Below are 21,254 nucleotides of genomic sequence, written 5' to 3'. Positions count from 1 at the left end.
TAAGTCGCATAGGCCCCCGGCGACCCCGCGCATAGGATCGGCCCATGCGTTTTGTGTTCCTGTGCCTTAACCTGATTTGTGCGCTGTTTTTTGTTGTGGCCGCAACCACATCCGCGCGCGCAGAACCGCTGGCGCGGGAAGAGATCGCAGACCGAATTGTGCCGCCCATGGAACTGGGCGAGCGGCTGAATGATGAAGGTGTCTGGCAACTTCTGAACTCTGGCGGGGCAGAGGCGGGGTTCGTGTTTGAAACGGAACCCATGGCACCGCTGCCCGGATTTTCAGGCGCGTCGATCAATATCCTTGTCGTGCTTGATCTGGAAGGCCGGTTTCTGGATGTGCAGCTGATTTCGCATAACGAGCCGATTTTTGTATCTGGTCTGGGGCAGGCACCATTCCACGCGTTTTTCGAGCAGTATCGGGGCCATTCGATTTCTGACAGTCTTGTTGTCGGAACGCCCTATGGTGGCGGAAGTGACGGGTCGTCGCTGGTCTATCTGGATGGGGTGACCAAGGCGACCGCTTCGGTCCGGATTGCGCATGAAAGCCTGCTGGCGGCCACCCTGAAAGTCGCCCGCGAAAAGATGGGGGGTGTGGCGACCGGACCACCGGCCTTTCCCAACCCCGATTATGCAGAAGATCTGAGCTGGGATGATCTGGTCGAACAGGGGCTTGTCACCCGTCTGACGGTGACAAATGCGCAGATGGACGCGGAATTCGCAGATACGGTTTGGGAGGATGACGACCCGGTGGGGCAATCAAACCCCGATGGTAACTACCTCGATCTCTGGGCTGTTGACCTTGGGCCGCCCTCTATCGCGCAGGCCGTCCTGTCAAAGGGGACCTATGAAGAGCTGCAGGATTTCATGGCAATCTCGACCACGGACGAGCCGATATTGCTGATTGAAACCGCCCGGCACGGTCTGGTCACTGACGAGTTCATCCGCAACACCTCGCCCGATTTGATCAGCGCAGAACAGGGCGGATTTCCCATCGCGTTTCGCGACGCCGATATCTATATCCAGTTGCACCCTGATCTGCCTGACGCCTTGCATGACGGTGCGGCCTTGATCCTGCGCACGGACCGCAGGCTGGGATTTGACCCGACAAGCGAATGGACCCTGAAAGTCAGCGCGCTGCGGGAACATGGGGTGTTCCAGCCCGAGATCGGGTCCGTGTCGCTTGACGTCAGTATGGCGACAGACGCCCGCTTTTTTACCAAACCGGCGGTGATCGTGCCGCGCCCGCCATGGGTTGATGCGATCTATAATCGGGCAACGGACCTGATCCTGCTGGTGATCTTTCTTGCCGGTCTGGTGGCTGTGTTGGGTTTAGGGATGAACCGACTTGCCGGGCACAGGTACTTCACCCCTATTCGGCTGACCATTCTGGCTATGATGACCGGCTTTGTCGGATGGTGGGGGCAGGGGCAACTTTCCATAGCAACGCCACTCGCGGTGATCCGAACGCTCTATGAGGGCGGGAGTTACGCATTCCTGCTATACGATCCGTTCTCGCTGGTCATCTGGGCTGTGACATTGCTTGGTTTTGTTTTGTGGGGGCGTGGATTGTTTTGCGGATGGCTGTGTCCGTTTGGTGCAATGCAGGAATTTGCACATCATATCGGCCGTTTCCTGCGGCTGCCGCAGATCGAACCATCGCAGGTCTGGGATGACCGGCTGAAATGGGTGAAATACGCAGTGCTTGCCGGGTTGGTCGCATTGATTTTCACCGCACCCGCGCGGCTGGACAAGGCGATTGAGGTGGAACCCTTCAAGACAGCCATCACAACCTTCTTCATCCGGGAATGGTATTACGTGGCCTATGCGGCTGGTCTGCTGCTGTTGTCCATGGTCCTGTTCAAGGGGTTTTGTCGGTATGTCTGCCCGCTTGGGGCCGCAATGGCGATTGGTGGTCTGCTGCGCGGGCGCAAATGGATCGAACGGCGCGCGGATTGCGGATCACCCTGCCAGCTGTGCCGGGTAAAGTGCAACTATGGGGCTATCAAGAAAACAGGCGAGATCCAGTATTCGGAATGCTTCCAATGCCTCGACTGCGTGACCATTCATGACAGCCCGGACCTGTGCGTGCCGCTGATCCTTGCGGCAAAACGGGGCCGGTCGTTGCAGAAAGTTGCCGCAGAATGACGCTAAGCCGCCGCCGTTTCCTGACGATCAGCGCCGCGGCTGCGGCCATGCCGGCCAGCGTGACAGCGCAGCAGTGGCAAGGTCATGCGCTGGGTGCAGAGGTCAGCCTGACCATCAACGCACCAGCAGATATTGCCGCGTTGGCGCTGTCGCGCGCGCGCCGCGCCCTTGCAGATATCGAAGGGCTTTTCAGCTTATATGACCCACACTCTGATCTGGTGGCGTTGAACAGCCGCGGCAGGCAAGTGGGGCCTGATCCCCGATTTGTGGCGCTACTGCGGACCGCCGCGCGCGGATATCACGCAACGCAGGGGCTTTTTGACCCGACCGTGCAGCCACTATGGCTGGCGCAGGCTGCAGGCGAAAATACCGACGCCGCTGCGGCGCTGATTGGTTGGGACCGTGTGCATGTCGCGAACGATCTGATTATGTTGGGTGAGGGTCAGGCGTTAACGCTGAACGGGATTGCGCAGGGATACGCGACGGACCTGATCACCGACGTGCTTGCCGATCTGGGGCTGACGGACATGCTGGTCCATATTGGTGAGCATCGCGGCCTTGGCGGCCCCTGGCGGCTGGGTATCAACGACCCGGTACACGGCTATATGGGCTTGCGCACATTGACGAGCGGGGCCATCGCCACATCCAGCCCGACCGCGCAAACGGTGGGTGCTGGCAGCCATATCGTCCACGCTCGGGCTGTCCCGCAATGGTCGACCGTTTCGGTCGAGGCCACAACAGCAGCCATGGCGGATTGCCTGTCGACGGCCCTGTGCCTTGCGCCGATATCGTTGGTCCGTGACGTCCGGCAGATGCCCGAGGTTCAGCGGATTACGCTTGTGGATTTCGAAGGTAATCTGCGCAGCCTCTAGACGTTCACGCGGACCTTTCATGGCTAGTTCTCCGGCATTCCGGCCTACCCGTCGGGATGCCGTGACACGGTGGCGAGGTCCGGTAGGCGCCCTTTTTTTACAATCCAGCTTGATGCACCGGTGTCCGCTCTTCGACATGCGCGTCAGCTCGCTTGAACGCGCGAACCTTATGTTCAACTGCCGTCAAGCATAGGGCGACCAGCTGATCGGTTCACGCCGCACCACCATGGGCATCTAACGATAGCCGCGCGGCATTCTATCCCGGATTATAAGGAAAAAGGCCCGCCAAACTGGCGGCCCTTCTGGCGAATGAATAACGGGTACTAGGAAATCGTAATCGTACCGCGCATTTTTGCGTGCGGTGTGCAGCGATACTCAAACCTGCCGGCGCCGGCAAAGGTCATCGTGACTTCTTGGCCTTGGCTGAGCAGACCCGTGTCAAACGCGCCGTTCAGGTCGGTCGCAGAGTGACGGGCGGTGTCCTGGTTGACCCATGTGATCGAGTCGCCAGCGTTGATTTGAATGTCCGCCGGCGTAAATGCGAAATCTTTGATCACCACGATATGGGTCGTGGCATGTCCATCGGCGCGCGCGACCGTCGCGGTCAATGGCAGTGCAGCAAGGGCTGCACCAAGGCGAAACGTGTCACGGCGGGTTAGCTTGGTCATTCTGAATTCCTTTTTCTAGCGATTGGCCCATTCGGGGCCTGTGAAGAAAGTCACGAATTGCTTTCAGGATAGTTTCAATCAACTCAAAATATTTTACTATCGCTCAAAGCATTCCAAATCCCGAGCGTCATTGTCGCCGTCAAGCGCATGGGTCCTGACCCTAGATTGGCCACGGATTGACACAACGGCCCCCAAAGTCCCTCGGTCAGGGGCCCAGTTCAAAATTTTTATGTCCCGCCGAAACTATCCAGCGTTGCCTTTCGTGGTTGGAGGTAGAGCGCATCCAGCTGGGTGCGCACCAAGACCAACTTGAAAGGAAAAACGATGAAAACCCAAGCTTTTGCAACATCACTGATCGCCCTTGCGGCCAGCCCGGCATTTGCCGCAGGTCATGCGCCCATGTCTGGCTATGCTCTTGTCAATGACGGTGCAACGCTCGTTGTGATGAGCGACCTAAGCGCCCCCGGCGACGTGATGACCTACGATCTGGCATCCCCGCTGAAGGCGATTGCCTGGCGTCCGGTGACCGGCGAACTTCTTGGCTTCTCTGACGGCATGATCGCGGCAATTGATCCGATGTCGGGCGAGATGACCGATCTGGGCGCGTCGTTCATGGAAGATGCGATGATCGGCGAAGGCAAGATGGTCGCGTTTGATTTCAACAACAAGATCGACGCTGTGCGCGCCGTCACATCTGCGGGCGATAATCTTGTCTATTTCCCTGACGGCTTTGGCGACAATGATGAGCGTGCAGGTTCCGTGCGCCGCTTTACTGACTTGGCCTATGCGGACGGTGACGCGATGAGCGGCACGACACCAATGATCTTTGCCAACGCCTACACGAACGCCATCAACGGCGAGACTGCGGGCGAGACATTCCAATACGCGCTTGATGCTGAAACCGACGCCCTTGTCAGTTTGGCCAACAACGCAGGCACCCTGGAAACCATCGCCAAGATCACCGTTGACGGCGCAGCTGTCGACCTGGCCCCGATGGGTGGCTTCGACATCGTCTCGGCCGCGGAAGGCGAGAATATGGCGTTTGCAATTCTGCAAATGGAAGGCGCTGCGTCAGCGGGGCTCTATGAAATCGACCTCGAAACGGGCGCGGCCGCGATGAAAGCAGATCTCGGGATGGGCGGCGTGACGGGCTTTGCGGCGTCGATCGGCATGTAATCCGTGACGATCAGGTAATGAGTTGGTTGGTACCTGTGCAGGATGACCCCAGCGGCAAGAGATTGCCGTTTGGGGCCATCTCTGTCAGTCAGACAGAGAAAAGAAGTTATTTGAACGGCTTAAGACACGAATGACGGATCGCAAGGACATTGAAGAGCTGATCGGCAAGATCGCCCTTGGCGACCGCATTGCGCTGGCCGCGCTTTACGATGCGACGAGCGGGAAACTCTTCAGTGTCTGCCTGCGTGTCTTGAAGAACAGATCAGAAGCCGAGGATGCGCTGCAGGATGTCTATCTTCGGATTTGGGCGAAGGCCGACAGATATGCGGTGACCGGTCATTCGCCGATGACATGGCTCATCACGGTTGCGCGAAACCTGTCGATTGATCGGCTGCGCGCCAGGAACAGCAATAATGTTGACCTCGACAGCGTTGGTGAGCTTGTCGAAAAGAGCCCCGGACCCGAGGCCGCAAGTATTGCTGCGTCAGATCAGCGCCGGATCAGCGCCTGTTTCGAGGAACTGCCGCCGGATCGTGCCGATGCCGTCCGTGCCGCCTATCTTGACGGCGCAACTTACCAAGCGCTTGCGGACCGCTTTGATGTGCCGCTGAACACCATGCGAACCTGGCTGCGCCGCAGCCTGATAACTTTGAAGGAGTGCTTGTCGCGATGAGCGATCAACAGGACATATCGGAAGACGAGGCGCTTGCCGCCGAATACGTCTTGCGCCTGCTGGACGCGGACGCGGAGCGGGCTTTTGAATTGCGACTTCAGGCCGAACCTGATCTTCGTGCGCGTGTACACTTCTGGGAGGGCGGATTTGCGGCCCTGACCAATGATATACGCGAAGAAGTGCCATCGCCGTCTGTCAAGGCGAAGCTGGTAGCAGAAGTAAGTGGTGAGAAAACAAGCTCCAGACGCGGATGGGGCTGGAGCTGGCTGGCCTTCCCAGCACTCACCGCCGTGGCCCTTGCCGCATTTCTCGCCTTTGGTCCCATGCTACGCGGCCCGGCATTCGATCCAACGCTTCATGCGACGCTGATCTCCGAAGATGGCGCGATACATATCGAGGCGGGCTACGCCCCAGACGGCAACTTGTTCAAGGTGATACCTGAACAAGGTGCGCCAGCGGCGGGCCGGGTTTTTGAGCTGTGGGTAATCAGCGCGGAGACACAAGCACCCGTTTCACTGGGTGTGATTCCGGCAGATCGCGAAAGTCTGTTCGAAATTACGCCCGAGATTGCAGTCTTGATGGATGGCGGAACACTTGCCGTCTCGGATGAACCCGAAGGCGGCTCGCCCACCGGCGCGCCCACCGGGGCTATTCTTGCGACCGACGAATTCTTTGACGCCGACTTATTTCAGGCGGGCTGAAACTCTTCTGCGCATCGCGCCGTGGCTCTCGTAACCGCAAAGGATCGCGGGCAATCACGAGAGGAAAGACATATGAAAATCGTATCCAAACTGGCCACCGCAGTCGCTGCGCTGACTATTGCAACGGCTTCTTACGCCGAAAACCCGATGGTTGGTGGTGCAGCCATGTTCGAGACAAAGAACATCGTGGAAAACGCGGTCAACTCGGCAGACCACACCACACTCGTCGCAGCTGTTCAGGCAGCTGGCCTTGTCGACACGCTGCAAAGCCCGGGCCCCTTCACGGTCTTTGCGCCTGTGAATGACGCCTTTGCTGCATTGCCTGCGGGCATCGTCGATACGCTCTTGAAGCCAGAAAACAAGGACATGCTGGTCAAGGTGCTGACTGCGCATGTTGTGGCCGGTGACTGGTCCGCTGCAGAGATCGCGCGTCAGGCGCGCGCCTCATCCGATGGTTTCTACCACTTCAATGCCGTATCTGGTGACGCCTTGTCGGCACAAGTCAAAGGCGACAGCGTCTACATCTACGACGAAAACGGCAACGCCAGTCGCGTGACTATCGCGGATGTCGATCAGTCGAATGGCGTGATCCACGTCGTCGATGCCGTACTCGTTCCGAAGTAAGCAAACAGACCAACAAGTCTTGCATGGGCTGGCCTTCAGATGGCCGGCCCGTGCCGAAGCTTTTCAAAAAAGGTGACACATGAACCGCAGAGCATTTCTGATGATGACCGGTGCAGCCGCTATCGCCAATCCGCTTCATGCTGCGTCATGCGGCTTTGATATCTGTCGCAGTGACGCCGAATGGCGCGACCGCTTGAGCCAGGACGAATATCTGGTCTTGCGCGAGGAGGCGACCGAAAATCCCCATACCAGCCTATTGAATGTAGAGACGCGCGCCGGCACCTATCGCTGCCGTGGATGTGACCTGCCCGTCTATGACGCTGGCGCGAAGTTTGACAGCGAGACCGGCTGGCCCAGCTTTTTTGAAAGCCTGCCGGATGCGGTTGGGACGAAAGAGGATCGCAGGTTGATCTTTCAAGTCCGCACCGAAGTACATTGCCGCCGTTGCGGCAGCCATCTGGGACATATTTTTGATGACGGGCCAGAGCCGACAGGCAAACGTCATTGCTTGAACGGGCTCAGCCTGACCTTTGCCCCTGCCACATGAATAACGGGATTGAATGGGTGCCGGGGGCGGTGCAGCGGGCGGTTGACCCGGATCCTTTCCGGGTGCTCTAGGGCGCCGTTCTCCGCCTTTTGTGCGCGTTGTTCTGGCGCCAAGGATGCGTTCAAACGTGGTCGTCAAACGGCAGAAAGGTCCGCAGTGGCCTTTAGATGCCGCGTGCCAAAAAAGCGAGCCCCCAACGAAAAAGCCCGCCAAAAAGGCGGGCTTGATTTTTGCGAGATCGCTACTGCCTAGCTTGCAGCGGCAACCGCGCGTCCGGTCATGACCTTGACCAGGTGGGCGCGATATTCGGGCGACCCATGCAGATCGCTGATCAGGTTGTCCGCACTGACACTCAGGCCCGCGATTGCATCCGCAGAAAAGTCGGCTGACAGCGCGGCTTCGGCTTCGGACCACCGGTGCACCCCTTCGTTCGAGGCCCCGGTCACAGCAACCCGGACACCGTCGCTGTATTTCGCCACAAAGACCCCCACCAGTGCAAAGCGTGACGCTGGCTGCACAAACTTTTGATAGTTTGACGATTCTGGGATCGGGAAGGACACTGCAGTGATGATTTCCCCCTCTTCCAGGGCGGTCGTGAACATCCCCTGAAAATAGTCATCCGCGGCGATATCGCGCTTGTTGGTTGTGATTGTGGCACCGGTGCCAAGTGCGCCGGCCGGATAGCACGCGGCCGGATCATTGTTGGCCAATGAGCCGCCAATCGTGCCACGATTGCGCACCGCAGGATCACCGATATGGGCCGCAAGCCCCGCAAGACCGGGAAATGCACCCTTTGCCTGTTCGGCAACGGTGGCGTGCGTAGTCGCCCCGCCCACACGCAGGCTGCCGCGCTCGGCTGCGACCCCCTGCATTTCGGTCACCCCCGTCAGGGATACAAGCGCCGTTGGCATGGCCAGGCGTTGTTTCAGAGTGGGGATCAGGGTCTGCCCGCCCCCCAGCGCCTGTGCGTCCTCGGCTGCCAATGCGGTCACAGCGTCGGCCACGGATGAAGGCCGTTGGATATCAAATGCATACATAACCGCTCTCCTTTATGCGTTGTTCATTGCCGACCACACGCGATGCGGGGTCATTGGCATGTCGATATGGGTGACGTTCTTGCCCCCGGATTGCAACGCGTCGATCACCGCGTTGACGATCGTCGGGGGGGAACCGATGGCCCCGGCCTCACCGCAGCCTTTCACGCCAAGCGGGTTATGCGTGCAGGCATTCCCCTGGCTGTGATCAACCGCGTAGAAGGGCAGATCATCGGCCCGTGGCATGACATAATCCATGTAGCTTGCCGACAAAAGCTGACCATTCTCGTCATAGGTCGTGTTCTCGACCAGCGCCTGGCCGATCCCCTGACCCAGACCGCCATGCACCTGACCGGTCACAACCATTGGGTTGATCACATTGCCAAAGTCATCAACGGCGGTCATCCGGTCCACCCGGACCTTGCCGGTGTCGGGATCAACTTCAACCTCGGCGCAATAGGCGCCTGATGGATAGGTAAAGTTGGCCGGATCGTAAAAGGCCGTTTCCTCCAGCCCCGGCTCGATATCTTCGAGCGGGAATTCATGCGGAATGTAGGCTTTCAACGCGACCTCACCAAAGCTGACCGACTTATCCGTGCCAGCCACGCTAAAGACGCCGTCTTCCAGCTGAATGTCACCATCGGAGGCTTCCAGCATATGCGCTGCGATCTTCTTGGCCTTGTTGATGATTTTCTCGGTGGCCCGGACAACCGCAGAGCCACAGACGGCCAGCGACCGGGATCCGTAGGTTCCCATGCCGAACGGGATCTTGGACGTATCGCCATGCACGATGTCGATGCTTGATGCATCAATCCCCAGCATTTCGGCGACAACCTGCGGGAACACGGTTTCATGCCCCTGTCCGTGGCTATGCGCACCGACCATGACCGAAAGGTTGCCAGTCGCATTCACCCGGACCGTGGCGGCGTCATAGAGGCCAACACGTGACCCCAGCACACCCACAAGGTTGGATGGCGCGATGCCGCAAGCCTCGATATAGGCGTTTACGCCAAAACCGCGCAGCAGGCCCTTGGCTTCGGATTCCTTGCGGCGGGCCTCAAACCCGGCCTTGTCGGCGACCTTTTCCATCTGGTCCATCAGCGCATCATAGTTGCCGCTGTCATATTCTAGACCTGCAGCGGATGCGAAGGGATACTGATCCGGCTTCACAAAGTTCTTCCGGCGCAGTTCAATCGGGTCCATGCCAAGTTCGCGCGCGGCCTTGTCGATCACGCGCTCAAGCGAGAACGTGGCCTCGGGCCGGCCAGCGCCGCGATAGGCGTCCACCGGTGCGGTGTTTGTGAAGACGGCTTTCACGTTCACATAAACCAATGGGACGGTGTAGTTCCCGGCCATGAGGGTGCCATGCAGGAATGTCGGCGTTGCGGTCGAGAAGTTCGACAGATACGCCCCCACATTGGCCATGGTTTCGGTCCGGAAAGCGAGGAAGTTGCCTTCTGCGTCGAGGGCCAGTTCGATTTTGGTGACGTGGTCGCGACCATGGGCGTCAGTCAAGAACGCTTCGGTCCGGTCTGCTGTCCACTTGACCGTACGGCCCAGCTTTTTGGCGGCAGCCAGCACCAATGCCTCTTCGCCATAGTGATAGATCTTGGACCCAAAGCCGCCACCCACATCAGGGGCGATCACGGTCAGCTTGTTTTCGGGAATGCCCATCACAAAGGCCGAAATCAGCAACCGGGTCAGGTGCGGGTTCTGACTGGTTGTGTGCAAGGTGTATTCGTCGGTGCCAGGGTTGTAGTGCCCGATGGAACAGCGCGGTTCCATCGCGTTGGGGACCAGACGGTTATTGACCAATTCCAGGGTCGTGACGTGATGCGCGCCCTTGATCGCCTCATCCGTGGCGGCGCGGTTGTCTTCGATCCAGCCCCAGTCAAAGCATTGGTTGGTGCCGATTTCGTCATGCACATAGTGATCTGCCGCAAGGGCAGCTTTCATATCAACCAATGCCGGAAGCTCTTCGATGTCAGCCTCAATCGCCTCGACCGCGTCGCGGGCCTGGGCAACCGTTTCGGCGATGACAGCCGCATAGGCGTCGCCCACATGGCGCACTTTGCCATGGGCCAGAACCGGGCGCTTGGGCTCGTGCATCGGGGTGCCATCACGACTGTTGATCAGCCAGCCAGCGGGGTTGCCGCCCACTTCGGCAAAGTCATCGCCGGTGAAAATGGCCAGAACGCCGGGCATCTTTTCGGCGGCTGAGGTGTCGATTGATTTGATTTTTCCGTTCGCGACTGTCGAGCGGGCAAAGACCGCTGCACATTCGCCCTGTGTCTGGATATCGTCGGTATACTGACCACGACCGGTCAGAAAGCGGACATCTTCGCGGCGCGTCGTAGCGGCACCAATTCCGGCATCTTTAGGCATTTCATTCCTCCCTTACCGGGGCAGGTCGGGTAGCAAACCTGAACCCCTGATCTTATTCGAAATAATTACTCGGCTGCGATCGCGGCGACATCCTGACCAGAGGCGGCCATGATTGCCTTGACGATATTGTGGTACCCGGTACAGCGGCAGATATTGCCTTCCAGATAGGCGCGGATCTCGGCCTCGCTGGGTTTGGGGTTTTCCTTGAGCAACGCAGCCGCGGACATCACCATGCCTGGGGTACAAAACCCGCATTGCAGTCCGTGATGGTCCTGAAATGCCTGCTGGATGACATTCAGCGAGCCGTCTGCATTGGCCTGGCCTTCGATCGTTGCCACCTCTGCGCCGTCAGCTTCGGCGGCAAACATGGTGCAGGATTTGACAGCCTTGCCATCCACATGAACCACGCAGGCCCCGCATTGCGAGGTATCACAGCCGATATGCGTGCCGGTCAGGCGCAGATCCTCGCGCAGGAATGTCGACAAGAGCGTCCGCCCTTCGACGTCGCCTGACATCTCTTTGCCATTCACTGTCATTGTGACTTTGGTCATTGATATCCTCCCTTTGGATAAATCTGTCGTTTGGTTCACGCGCCACGCAGCTTTGCAAACCATCCCTTTTTTGCAGTCGTTTCGTCGGTTTCCGCGTCAGCCTCGGGGTCGGGCGGCTCAACAGCGTCCTGAAAATTGGCAAAGAACTGATCAGCCATCTTCTTGGCAAAGCCGTCAATGATGCGCGATCCCAATTGTGCAAGCTTGCCGCCGACCTTGGCCTCGACCTCGTAATGCAGCACCGTCTGATCGCCTTGGACCTCCAGCCGCACATCTGCGCCGCCCTTGGCAAAGCCCGCCGGGCCCCCTTTGCCTTCGCCGCTGATTGTCAGGCTTTCGCCTTCTACGCGGTCGCTGATTTCGACAGCGCCCTTGAAGGTGGCCTTTACCGGCCCGACTTTCTGGACAACCGTCGCCTCAAACCCGTCCTCGGCAGAGCCGCTCATCTCTGTGCAGCCCGGCACGCAGGCTTTCAGAACGTCCGGATCCAGCAAACCTGCCCAGACGGTGGCCACATCGGCATTGATCGTGCGGCTATCGGTGAGTTTCATCGTTTATCCCAATCTTCCCTGACAGGCAGCCTAAGTGCCTGTCTGATTCCCTGATATGCGACCAAGGGCTTAGTTGCCTTTCACCGTTCCGGTTCTTGGAAGCTCAGCCCATAGCTTGCGTAAATTTCCGCGATCCGTCCATCCTGCAACGCAAAGTTAATCGCATCATCAACCGCATAAGACAGCGGGCGGTAGCTGAAATTGACCGCAACACCCAATGTCCAGGAACTGATAGCAAACCCGGCGAGGGGCGGCTGATGGACCGCGCCCTTATCAGATATCCCGTATTCCAGCTGCCCAAGCGGCCCCATCGCCGCCATCACCTCACCCGTTTCGAGCGCCGCCATGGCGCCTTGCATCGTGGGAAACCGGCGAACGCCCGCATTCAACTGCCCGCCTGCAAATGACGACAGGTAGAAATCAGCAATCGAATCGTTTTCAACCCCGACCGTGTCAAAACGGAAATAGGCCGGTACGGGCTTTTCCTCCGGATAGCTGGCCTTGTCATAGGCGATGGCGATGGATTCGCCTGCATATTGCCCGGTGAACACAACCTGCTCGACCCGGCATTTGAACGCGGAATCGTAAGGGACCCGCATCATCACATTGGCGATCCGGCCCCCGATCAGCGCCCCTTTCCAGATATTGTTGCGCAGGTCTGCTTCGAGGTTTTCGGCGGCATCAACAAAGTTGAACCGGGCCTCAACGCCCAGGTCCTCGGCAATGATCCGGGCGATTTCGATATCGACACCTTTGGGCTGGCCGCCTTCCTCCCACGAATAGGGGGGGAAGTTTTCGTAGACGGCGAACAGCATGTGACCCTGATCCTGGATCACATCCATTTCCTGCCCGACAATATCGCGGCCCACATTCTGCGGGCGCTGTTGTGGGGTGTAGTCCGCACATGGATCATCCGCGTGGGCCTGTCCGGCCACGCAAAGCGCCGCAATCAGTGTTAGTGCGCGGCCGATCAATGTGTTGTCCTCATTGTGCTGCAGATAGTCCGATTGTGAGCGTTTGCGCCGCGGATTTGTAGCCCTCGGCTGTCCCATCAATGATGCTGACGGCCCGGAATGCAACACTGTCGGCGATTGGTGCGCCGGACATTGTGGGGATTTCAGCGGCAATTTCGGCCAAACGAGCCTTGAGCGCGTCGGCATCCGCGCCGGCTGCATCAACGGCGTAGTTGTCCATCGCGTCGCGCAGGCTGGCCAGTTCGTCGGTGAATTCTTCCATCACCAGATCATCCGGGCGGGTTTCGACATAAGTCCGGATGGCCCAAGCTGCATCCTGCCCCAGCAGATCGCCGAAGGCGGGCATCTTGGTGGTGCCGTTCTGGGTATAACCATGGCGAAACCGTTCCATGAACCATTCGTCGCCATATTCCTCGGCCTCCAGAAAACGCAGATCGGGGGCAAGCCCGCCTGAAACAACTTCCAGCCCGTGGCAGCGCGCGCAGTTCTGATTATACCCCGATGCGCCTACCTGCACTGCTTTCAGCCAGACATCCTCACCAGCTGTTTCGGCGCGGTAGGGGTTTTCTGTCAACCATTCCTCGCCCGTTTCGGGCAGACCGGCGGTATCAACCGGTTGTGGGTTCACGTCGCCATGCGCGCTGACCAATGTGGCGGTTGTCAGGACGGCGCTGGCGGCCAGAAAATGTCGAAATTTCGATGCTTGCATTGCGGTGTCTCCCGGCGGGCAAATTGGCTGTTGCGCCGATCTTAGGCAGGTCCTCGGTCGGGGTGGTATAGGACCTTGGTTATGTATCCCGCAAAACCACGACCAAGGTCTTATTCGACCAAGTGTAAACGCTTTGTTAGCGTGGCTACCATGCGGGGGATTTTTCTGTCTTTGGTCGGCTCTTTGTGTTGCAGCGCAAGTCTGGCGGGTGCCGAGGTGACCTTGTCTGTCGGGTACCTGTCCGTGTTCGAGGAACAGCCCCCGACCTTGTCCAATCTTGACCCAGAGCCCGCCGATATCGGTGTGGCTGGCGCGATGACCGGCCTGTCGGACAATCTGACGACAGGGCGGTTTCTGGGGCACAGTTATGCGTTGGCAGTCACCCAGCTGGAAGAAGGGGATGATCCGATTGCGGCGGCAACCGAGATGTTGTCAGCCTCGCCTTATCTGATCCTGGATGCCCCGGCAGATATTCTGCTTGCCATAGCCGACCTGCCTGCAGCGCAAGATGCGCTGTTGTTCAATACGGCCTCGGGTGACACGACCTTGCGTGATGATGCATGCCGGGCCAATCTGCTGCATACGCTGCCGTCTGACGCGATGCGCACCGATGCATTGGCGCAGATGTTTCTGACCCGACGCTGGGACGATCTGGTGATGATCGCGGGCACCCATCCACAGGATCTGGCCTATGCAGCGGCGCTGCGGGATAGCCTGACCAAATTCGGTCTCGATCTGCGGGCCGAAAAAACATGGGCTTTCGACGCAGATATGCGGCGTGCAGCATCACAGGAGGTGCCGCTGTTTACGCAGGATTTCGGCGACTATGACGTGATGGTCATCGCTGACGAGCTGCACGATTTTGGGCGCTACGTTCTCTATAATACGTGGGAAGCACGGCCCGTTGCAGGGTCCGAGGGGCTGACGGCGGTCACCTGGTCGCCCGTGATTGAACAATGGGGTGCCGCCCAATTGCAAAGCCGTTTTGAAGAAGAACATGCCCGCGATATGACCAGCCAGGACTATGCAGCCTGGGCCGCGATCCGCACATTGGGCGAGGCCGTGACCCGCACGGATACCGCTGATCTGGCAACATTGCGCGCCTACATCCTGTCGGACGCGTTCGAGTTGGCAGGGTTCAAGGGGCGCCCGCTGACCTACCGGCGTTGGAATGGTCAGCTGCGCCAGCCAATCGCCATCGCGCATCCCCGCGCATTGGTTGCGCAGGCCCCGTTGGAAGGGTTCTTGCATCAGGTCAATGAACTCGACACCCTTGGGCTGGACCAACCCGAAAGCAATTGTGAGGCCTTTGAATGATCCGCACCGCCCTGCTTGCCGCGAGTCTGGCATCACCCGTTACCGCCGGCGAAATCTGGGTGACCAATGAAAAGGATGACACTGTTTCGGTGATCTCGACCGAGACATTGGAAGTTATCAAGACCTATCCGACCGGCGAACGCCCGCGCGGCATCACCTTTTCCAAGGATTACAGTGTTCTGTATATATGTGCCTCTGACAGTGACGCGGTGCAGGTGATGGACCCGAACACGGGTGAAATCCTGCATGATCTGCCCTCTGGCGAGGATCCCGAACAATTCGTTCTGCATCCCAATGACCGGCATCTTTATATCGCGAATGAGGATGATGCGATCACCACCGTGGTCGACACCGAAACCCGCAAGGTCATCGCGCAGATTGATGTAGGGGTGGAACCCGAAGGCATGGCCGTGTCCCCCGATGGAAAGATCGCGATCACCACCTCCGAGACGACCAATATGGCCCATTGGATTGATACCGAAACCCAAGAGCTGTTTGCCAACACGCTGGTTGATAGCCGCCCGCGTCACGCGGAATTCGTCAAGGATGGCACACAAATGTGGGTCAGTTCTGAAATCGGCGGCACGATCACGATCTTCAACGTCGAAGACCAATCGGAGATCGGCAAGATCGACTTTGAGGTACAGGGCGTCCACCCGGACCGGGTGCAGCCCGTCGGTTTTGAGTTCACCGCGGATGAAAAAACCGCCTTTGTCGCCCTTGGCCCGTCCAACCACATCGCCGTGGTGAATGCAGAGACATTCGAGGTGGAGGACTATATCCTCGTCGGTCGCCGTGTTTGGCACATGGATTTCAACGGGGACAAGTCACAGCTGTTCACGACCAATGGTGTGTCCGGCGATGTGACCGTTATTGATGTCGCGTCGCGTGAGGCGATCAAATCCATCAAGGTTGGCCGCTTCCCATGGGGCGCTGCCTATCGTCCAACAGAATAAAGGTTTGATATGAAATACTTGGCCCTTTTTGCCGCCTTGGCCCTTGCGTCTTCTGCCGTGGCGGATGACGACGACACCCCATCCTTTGGGGCGGCTGGCCTGTTGTCCGGCAGCAACAAGGAAAACCTGCCACCCATCATTCTGTCCGCAGGTGAACCGATCTCTGCCGAGCCATGGGTTCTGAAATCCGGCACCTATTACGAGTTCGAAATTCAGGGTGACGGTAGTCAGGAACTCGCACTTGTCGGCCCCGAATTTTTCCGCGCCATCTGGATTGACGAGATCGTGGTCGAAGGGCTGGAAATCCGCCCTCTGGGTCTGGACAGCGTCGAATTTGACGAGGCGGGCGAGATGGAGATCGGCTTTATCGCCATCAAACCGGGCGCCTATTACATGAAAATCCCCGGCACGACGGGCGAAACCCAGCGGGTTGAGATCACCATTCAATGACAGGCATTCGCGTCGCAGACCTGTCCTACAGCTACGGCGCGAAAAAGGCCCTTGATGATATCAGTTTTGAGGTAGGGACAGGGGATTTCTGCGCCCTTCTTGGCCCGAACGGGGCGGGCAAGTCCACTTTGTTCAACCTGTTGACCCGGCTTTTCGTGGCCCCGCGTGGTGATATCGAGATCGGGGGCATAAACCTGCAGGCGCAGCCGCGTGCGGCACTTGCGACCCTTGGGATTGTCTTTCAGCAAACGACCTTGGACCTCGACCTGACAGTCAGGCAAAACCTGTCCTATTTCGCAGCACTTCATGGCATTGCGGGCCGCGAGCGGGCCGCGCGGATTGATGCGGTGCTGGACCGGCTGGATATCGCGGATCGGGCTGGTGAAAAGGCGCGGACCCTGAATGGTGGCCACAAACGTCGCACGGAAATCGCGCGTGCATTGCTGCATGCGCCAGCGGTGCTGTTGCTGGATGAACCGACCGTTGGTCTTGATGCCGCGTCGCGGGCCAGCATCACGGATCATGTACATGATCTGACACAGGATGGAACGACGATCCTCTGGGCCACACATTTGGCGGATGAGGTGCGGGCGGATGACAGGCTGGTCATTCTGCATCAGGCCAAAATCCTCGCAGATGGTCATGCGCGTGACATTCAAGGGCATGTGCCGCTGCAAGATGCGTTTCTGGCCCTGACCGGGGCACTGACATGACCGGTTATCTGACCGCACTGATTGCGATCATCAAGCGCGAGGCCTTGCGTTTCATTCATCAGCGCGAACGGTTTGTTGCGGCACTGGTGCGTCCCTTGGTCTGGTTGCTGGTTTTCGCAGCAGGGTTCCGGGCCGCGTTGGGCCTGTCGATCATCCCGCCTTACCAGACCTACATCAGCTACGAGACTTATATCGTGCCGGGCCTGTGTGGGATGATCCTGCTGTTCAACGGGATGCAATCGTCACTATCGCTAATCTACGACCGGGAAATGGGGTCGATGAAGCTGTTGCTGACCAGCCCGATGCCGCGTTGGTGGCTGCTGACCTGCAAGCTGTTGGGGGCAACGGCGATTTCCATCCTGCAGGTCTATGCGTTCCTGATGATCGCCGCGCTTTACGGGATCAAGATGCCTGCGCTGGGCTATATCGCCGTGCTGCCTGCGCTGGTGATCGCGGGGCTGATGCTGGGGGCGCTTGGGCTGCTTTTGTCAAGCTTCATCAAACAGTTGGAAAATTTTGCGGGGGTGATGAATTTCGTGATCTTCCCGATGTTTTTTCTGTCATCGGCGCTTTACCCGCTATGGAAAATGGCGGAATCCTCGGACCTTTTGCATGATATCTGCGCGCTGAACCCGTTTACCCATGCGGTCGAACTGATCCGTTTTGCGCTTTATGGCCAGGTGAACCCAAGCGCATTGGGCTGGACCTTGCTGGCGGCAATTGCCTTTTCCGGTGCTGCATTGTGGGGCTATAGCCCGGAAGGCACAGGGATACGTCGCAAATCCTGACCCATTCTATGACCAATTGAACAATGAAGTAACCAGCGGGATATGCTATAGCCCTGCATATGAAACAGATACTCCTGCCTCTTGCCCTGCTGGCTGCACCCGCTTTTGCCGAAGATCTTGACCAATACGGGACCACCAACCCCGACGAGATGACCTGGCAGCGCTATCTGGAACGGGCCGAAAATGGCGAGACGGATATGGTGCTTTGCTCTATGGGCTACGCGTTGACCAAATCCGGCGATCACGTCACGGCGCGCACATTGTTTCGCAATTGCGCAGAGGATGGCTATACCGGCGCGATGACCTGGATGAGCCAGCTGGACAATAACGGTCTTGGGGCGCCCTACAGCCCTGATGCTGCCGCCGAATGGGACCGGCGCGCGGCCGATCTGGGGGATCCGGTGGGCAAATTCAACTACGGGATCAACCTGATGCGCGGTCACGGCGTCGCCCGTGACGAGGTCCTGGGTCGGCAATTGGTTGATGAGGCCGCCGGTGCCGGTTTGCAGATCGCGCAGCGGCTGCAAGGTGCCGACTATGACCTGAACGAGGTCACGCCTGACGCGGATAACTGGAAATACGCGCCATTGTTCTGAATGCGCAGAATGTCAGAGGATTTGTACAAGCGTCAGCCTGGTGGATGACCGGAAGGTCAGATTGCCGGCACTATCCGCATGGGGCCGCAATAGTGCTACCAGTTCTGCATCAAACTGATCCCGCAGGTTTCCCATTTTCGACGGCGCAAACGTGTTGCGGGAGTGCTGGCAAAGCACGAAATCGGCAATGCTTTGCACAACCGGGTCCGAGATCAGATCGAAGCTATCGGTGGTCCTGACATATGGCAGATGCTTGTCCCAGATCGTCTTGCCACGGTCGGTTGACAGCGGCGCACCGGTCACGCCGGGCACCCATTTTTGCAGAAAATCCATCCAATCATGCTGCCATGGCGGGTCATGCGGCCCGTCACCCTCGATGATTGCGAACAGGTTGTCATCGCGCAGATGCCGTTTGAAAGGACAGACCTGGCTTGGGCGGTGCGATGGGATCCTCCCGCTTTGGCGTCAACTGCCGGTTCTTACCATCCTGTCATCGTGAATGACAGCCGGATCACCGGCCAGTGTGACGATCCTGTCGGCCAGCCGGTTGGCTTCCTGCACGACATGGGTCACCAGAACGGTGGTCACGCCATGGGCTGCGCGCAGTTCGGAAAACAAATCCATCATTTCGGTGGCCAGTGCGGGATCGAGCGAGACGAAGGGCTCGTCCAGCAACAGCAGGTCCGGCTGTACCGCAAAGGCGCGGGCGAGTGACAGGCGGCGCTGCTGCCCAAGTGAAAGCTGTGCGGGATAGGCCGCGGCCCTTTGACCCAACCCGACGCTTTCCAATGCGGCATCGGCAATATCGCTGGTCACGCCGGTTGGAATGGTGATGTTGTCGCGCGCGCTGCGCCAGGGCAGCAGCGTGGGTTCCTGAAAAACCATGGCGGTTTTGCCATGCACGGCGCAATCGCCTTCATAGCGGCGCACTAGCCCCGCAAAGATGCGCAAAAGTGAGGATTTCCCGATGCCCGATGGCCCCACAAGGGCGAGTGTTTGCCCGCGGGGAAGCTGAAGGTTGATCGGCCCGAGGATTTGCTTGCCCCCAAAGCCCAATGCGCGCAGTCGTAAATCAAGAACGGGCACCGTGGCGCCCGTTCTTTGGTCATGGTGAGTGGCAGTCTGGTTCAATTCAGCTTGCTGGTTGGACGAATGTACCGTCGGGAAGTGTTGTGGCCTCGCCCAGTAGTTCCGCGCCGCCCAGCTGGAACATCAATTCCAGCATGCGACCGGCGGCGGCCTCGTCAATTGGTCCGGGGGCGGGAATGCCGGCCCGGAACCCCGCAACAAGGGCGTCAAACTGCGCATCAGTCTTGGCGTTCATGTTCGGGCGCAGGCGGTCCCATTCCGCATCATCAGCGGCCAGCATGTCCTTGGCGCTGCGGGACGCCTGGGCAAACCCGTTCACAAGATCAGGGTTGTCACGCAGTAGCTCGCCCTTGACCACATAGCCCAAAAGGGGCGTTTCGGGATCAAGCCCCAGATCGGCAGAGGCTTGCGAGACATCCATCAGGGTCCGCATGCCACCGGCCTGCATCTTTGCGCCAAAATGCCAGAAATTGATGGCGGCATCCACCTCGCCCGAGGTGGCCGCCCCGAAGATCAGCGGCGGCGCGCCAAAGACCTGTTCAGTCTGATCCGCGAGGTCCATATCGTGGTTTTTCTGGGCGTAGGCCTGCAGGATCAGCCAGCTTTTGTCCAATGGACCACCGGCGATGCCAATCTTGGTGCCGGCCAGATCAGGCAGGGTCTGGGCGGGGCTGTCAGCGGGGACCATGATGCCACCAACGGCCTTGGAATACGGAATGAACACAAAATCCTTGCCTGCTGCGCGCTGACGCGCCACCCACAACCAGTCGGATACGATGACATCAGCTTCGCCACCCTGAAACGCAACCTTCGCCGCCGATCCGCCGGCAACGCCCTGCACATCAAGCACAAAGCCATTTTCGGTGTCCAACGCATGATGCTTGATCGTGTTCAGCTCCCAGTTGACGGTGCCGAATTTGAGCACGGCCGCGCGTAATGTGGGCGTGTCGGCAATGGCTGCTGTGGCCAAACAGACCGCCGCAACTGCGCCGCCAAGCGTTTTGAAAAATGTCATCTAAGCCTCCCTGTTCGGCATTTAGACTAGCGATATCTGACCGCCCGGGAATACGACCAAAGGCGGGGTTTGGTCATTCGACAATCAGATAGGGCAACCAGTGGCCATCGGGGTCACTGGGGTGCAAATCCTGGGCGCGGACCGGGCGCATCACGCCCGCACCCGGTGGCACGGCAAGCCCTTCCATATCAATCTCGTGCAGGGTCCCCAGCAGTTTTCCGTCCACCGTATTCAATTGGTAATAGACCCCGTTCCACATGTTGATCCCGTATTCGGTCGCACCTTTCCACACGAATAATAGATCATATTCCAGATCAATCAGGTCATCTGACAGGCTGCGATTGATGTCATATGGATAGGGGACATGGCACCAATGTTTGGCTGGCCCCTCGAGACATTTGAACGGGCGCATGGACAGAAAATGATCGCTGAATGCAGCGTCGTTCATGGTGATGGTGTAGCTGTCATTCTCGGCCAGGGTCAGCGTGGCCACCTTGATCCGGGCGCCGTCCGCGTCTTGCAGAAAAACATCGCGGGTTTCGGCGGCCGCTGGATTGGCCAGTGCCGTCACTATCAAAACCGGCAGCCACTTTACCATCGGTTATCCCCCCATCACGCCAACTGGTGCGAGTCGCATTCTGCACGGGGGTCAGCCCCCGCCGTCAAGCCCGCAGGGGTCGTACGACCAAGGTTCAATATGCGCAGTTTGCCTTTTGGG

Annotated in this window: 24 protein-coding genes; 13 read left to right on the top strand and 11 right to left on the bottom strand. The window is 58.6% G+C overall.

Features of this window, described 5'->3' with window-relative positions:
* Positions 1–44: 44 nt before the first annotated feature.
* Together AABB31_RS10615 and AABB31_RS10610 are read left to right on the top strand one after the other, a co-directional pair.
* Positions 45–2,147, top strand: coding sequence for a 4Fe-4S binding protein (locus AABB31_RS10615; RefSeq protein ID WP_373635730.1), 2,103 nt, complete (start codon positions 45–47; stop codon positions 2,145–2,147).
* Positions 2,144–3,019 (top strand): FAD:protein FMN transferase, encoded by an 876-nt coding sequence (locus tag AABB31_RS10610; protein WP_342078169.1) that lies wholly within the window; start codon positions 2,144–2,146, stop codon positions 3,017–3,019. The genes AABB31_RS10615 and AABB31_RS10610 overlap by 4 nt, the downstream gene beginning before the upstream one ends.
* 323 nt (positions 3,020–3,342) lie before the next feature.
* Here the strand turns inward: AABB31_RS10610 and AABB31_RS10605 are convergent, their stop codons facing one another.
* Positions 3,343–3,687 carry a plastocyanin/azurin family copper-binding protein gene (locus tag AABB31_RS10605; protein WP_342078170.1) on the bottom strand — a complete coding sequence of 115 codons (345 nt, stop codon included), beginning with the start codon at positions 3,685–3,687 and terminating at the stop codon, positions 3,343–3,345.
* 324 nt (positions 3,688–4,011) lie between these two features.
* Between AABB31_RS10605 and AABB31_RS10600 the strand changes: the two genes are divergently transcribed.
* The 5 genes from AABB31_RS10600 (at position 4,012) to msrB (ending at position 7,408) form a co-directional block, all read left to right on the top strand.
* Positions 4,012–4,863: a DUF4394 domain-containing protein gene (locus AABB31_RS10600; protein ID WP_342078171.1), complete on the top strand. Its 852-nt coding sequence runs from the start codon at positions 4,012–4,014 to the stop codon at positions 4,861–4,863.
* A gap of 130 nt (positions 4,864–4,993) precedes the next feature.
* Positions 4,994–5,536 (top strand): sigma-70 family RNA polymerase sigma factor, encoded by a 543-nt coding sequence (locus AABB31_RS10595; RefSeq protein ID WP_342078172.1) that lies wholly within the window; start codon positions 4,994–4,996, stop codon positions 5,534–5,536.
* On the top strand, positions 5,533–6,237 hold the full coding sequence (locus tag AABB31_RS10590; RefSeq protein ID WP_373635729.1) for an anti-sigma factor domain-containing protein: 705 nt from the start codon (positions 5,533–5,535) through the stop codon (positions 6,235–6,237). Before AABB31_RS10595 ends, AABB31_RS10590 begins: the two co-directional genes overlap by 4 nt.
* 72 nt (positions 6,238–6,309) lie before the next feature.
* Complete coding sequence (locus tag AABB31_RS10585; RefSeq protein WP_342078175.1) at positions 6,310–6,861, top strand: fasciclin domain-containing protein; 552 nt, start codon at positions 6,310–6,312, stop codon at positions 6,859–6,861.
* 79 nt (positions 6,862–6,940) lie between these two features.
* Complete coding sequence (msrB, locus tag AABB31_RS10580) at positions 6,941–7,408, top strand: peptide-methionine (R)-S-oxide reductase MsrB (RefSeq protein WP_342078176.1); 468 nt, start codon at positions 6,941–6,943, stop codon at positions 7,406–7,408.
* A gap of 248 nt (positions 7,409–7,656) precedes the next feature.
* Here the strand turns inward: msrB and AABB31_RS10575 are convergent, their stop codons facing one another.
* From AABB31_RS10575 to pedF, 6 genes are all read right to left on the bottom strand, one after another.
* Entirely contained in the window at positions 7,657–8,445 is a 789-nt protein-coding gene (locus AABB31_RS10575) for a xanthine dehydrogenase family protein subunit M (protein WP_342078177.1), read from the bottom strand.
* A 12-nt stretch (positions 8,446–8,457) separates the two neighbouring features.
* The gene (locus AABB31_RS10570) at positions 8,458–10,827 is read right to left on the bottom strand and encodes a xanthine dehydrogenase family protein molybdopterin-binding subunit (RefSeq protein ID WP_373635728.1); all 2,370 of its coding nucleotides are present in this window, start codon (positions 10,825–10,827) and stop codon (positions 8,458–8,460) included.
* Between the two features lie 65 nt (positions 10,828–10,892).
* A complete protein-coding gene (locus tag AABB31_RS10565) occupies positions 10,893–11,378 on the bottom strand; it encodes a (2Fe-2S)-binding protein (RefSeq protein WP_373635727.1) in 486 nt (161 codons plus the stop codon).
* 35 nt (positions 11,379–11,413) lie between these two features.
* Entirely contained in the window at positions 11,414–11,929 is a 516-nt protein-coding gene (locus AABB31_RS10560; protein WP_342078178.1) for a carbon monoxide dehydrogenase subunit G, read from the bottom strand.
* Between the two features lie 80 nt (positions 11,930–12,009).
* Complete coding sequence (locus tag AABB31_RS10555; protein ID WP_373635726.1) at positions 12,010–12,903, bottom strand: substrate-binding periplasmic protein; 894 nt, start codon at positions 12,901–12,903, stop codon at positions 12,010–12,012.
* 10 nt (positions 12,904–12,913) lie between these two features.
* Entirely contained in the window at positions 12,914–13,612 is a 699-nt protein-coding gene (gene pedF / locus AABB31_RS10550; protein ID WP_342078180.1) for a cytochrome c-550 PedF, read from the bottom strand.
* A 150-nt stretch (positions 13,613–13,762) separates the two neighbouring features.
* Between pedF and AABB31_RS10545 the strand changes: the two genes are divergently transcribed.
* Genes AABB31_RS10545 through AABB31_RS10520 form a run of 6 tightly spaced genes read left to right on the top strand, consistent with a single transcriptional unit; the run spans position 13,763 to position 18,432 of the window.
* Positions 13,763–14,929 (top strand): ABC transporter substrate-binding protein, encoded by a 1,167-nt coding sequence (locus AABB31_RS10545; protein ID WP_342078181.1) that lies wholly within the window; start codon positions 13,763–13,765, stop codon positions 14,927–14,929.
* Complete coding sequence (locus AABB31_RS10540; RefSeq protein ID WP_373635725.1) at positions 14,926–15,885, top strand: YVTN family beta-propeller repeat protein; 960 nt, start codon at positions 14,926–14,928, stop codon at positions 15,883–15,885. Before AABB31_RS10545 ends, AABB31_RS10540 begins: the two co-directional genes overlap by 4 nt.
* A gap of 9 nt (positions 15,886–15,894) precedes the next feature.
* Positions 15,895–16,335, top strand: a complete 441-nt coding sequence (locus AABB31_RS10535; protein ID WP_342078182.1) for a hypothetical protein — start codon at positions 15,895–15,897, stop codon at positions 16,333–16,335.
* Positions 16,332–17,048, top strand: coding sequence for an ABC transporter ATP-binding protein (locus AABB31_RS10530; protein WP_342078183.1), 717 nt, complete (start codon positions 16,332–16,334; stop codon positions 17,046–17,048). The genes AABB31_RS10535 and AABB31_RS10530 overlap by 4 nt, the downstream gene beginning before the upstream one ends.
* Positions 17,045–17,836: an ABC transporter permease gene (locus AABB31_RS10525; protein WP_373635724.1), complete on the top strand. Its 792-nt coding sequence runs from the start codon at positions 17,045–17,047 to the stop codon at positions 17,834–17,836. Before AABB31_RS10530 ends, AABB31_RS10525 begins: the two co-directional genes overlap by 4 nt.
* 59 nt (positions 17,837–17,895) lie before the next feature.
* Positions 17,896–18,432: a sel1 repeat family protein gene (locus tag AABB31_RS10520; RefSeq protein ID WP_342078184.1), complete on the top strand. Its 537-nt coding sequence runs from the start codon at positions 17,896–17,898 to the stop codon at positions 18,430–18,432.
* A 12-nt stretch (positions 18,433–18,444) separates the two neighbouring features.
* On the opposite strand, the gene AABB31_RS10515 is transcribed toward AABB31_RS10520, so the two are convergent.
* The 4 genes from AABB31_RS10515 to AABB31_RS10500 all read right to left on the bottom strand — a co-directional run bounded on the left by AABB31_RS10515 (position 18,445) and on the right by AABB31_RS10500 (position 21,134).
* Positions 18,445–18,765 (bottom strand): hypothetical protein, encoded by a 321-nt coding sequence (locus AABB31_RS10515; protein ID WP_342078185.1) that lies wholly within the window; start codon positions 18,763–18,765, stop codon positions 18,445–18,447.
* 132 nt (positions 18,766–18,897) lie between these two features.
* Positions 18,898–19,518, bottom strand: coding sequence for an ATP-binding cassette domain-containing protein (locus AABB31_RS10510; RefSeq protein ID WP_342078186.1), 621 nt, complete (start codon positions 19,516–19,518; stop codon positions 18,898–18,900).
* A gap of 46 nt (positions 19,519–19,564) precedes the next feature.
* A complete protein-coding gene (locus AABB31_RS10505) occupies positions 19,565–20,536 on the bottom strand; it encodes an ABC transporter substrate-binding protein (RefSeq protein WP_342078187.1) in 972 nt (323 codons plus the stop codon).
* Positions 20,537–20,609: 73 nt separating this feature from the next.
* On the bottom strand, positions 20,610–21,134 hold the full coding sequence (locus AABB31_RS10500) for a hypothetical protein (RefSeq protein ID WP_342078188.1): 525 nt from the start codon (positions 21,132–21,134) through the stop codon (positions 20,610–20,612).
* Positions 21,135–21,254 lie beyond the last annotated feature (120 nt).

It is taken from the genome of Yoonia sp. SS1-5, from assembly GCF_038443705.2.
Taxonomy (GTDB): Bacteria; Pseudomonadota; Alphaproteobacteria; order Rhodobacterales; family Rhodobacteraceae; genus Yoonia; species Yoonia rhodophyticola.
The sequence above is the reverse complement of the archived record's forward strand: the minus strand, read 5'-3'. Positions and strand labels throughout refer to the sequence as shown.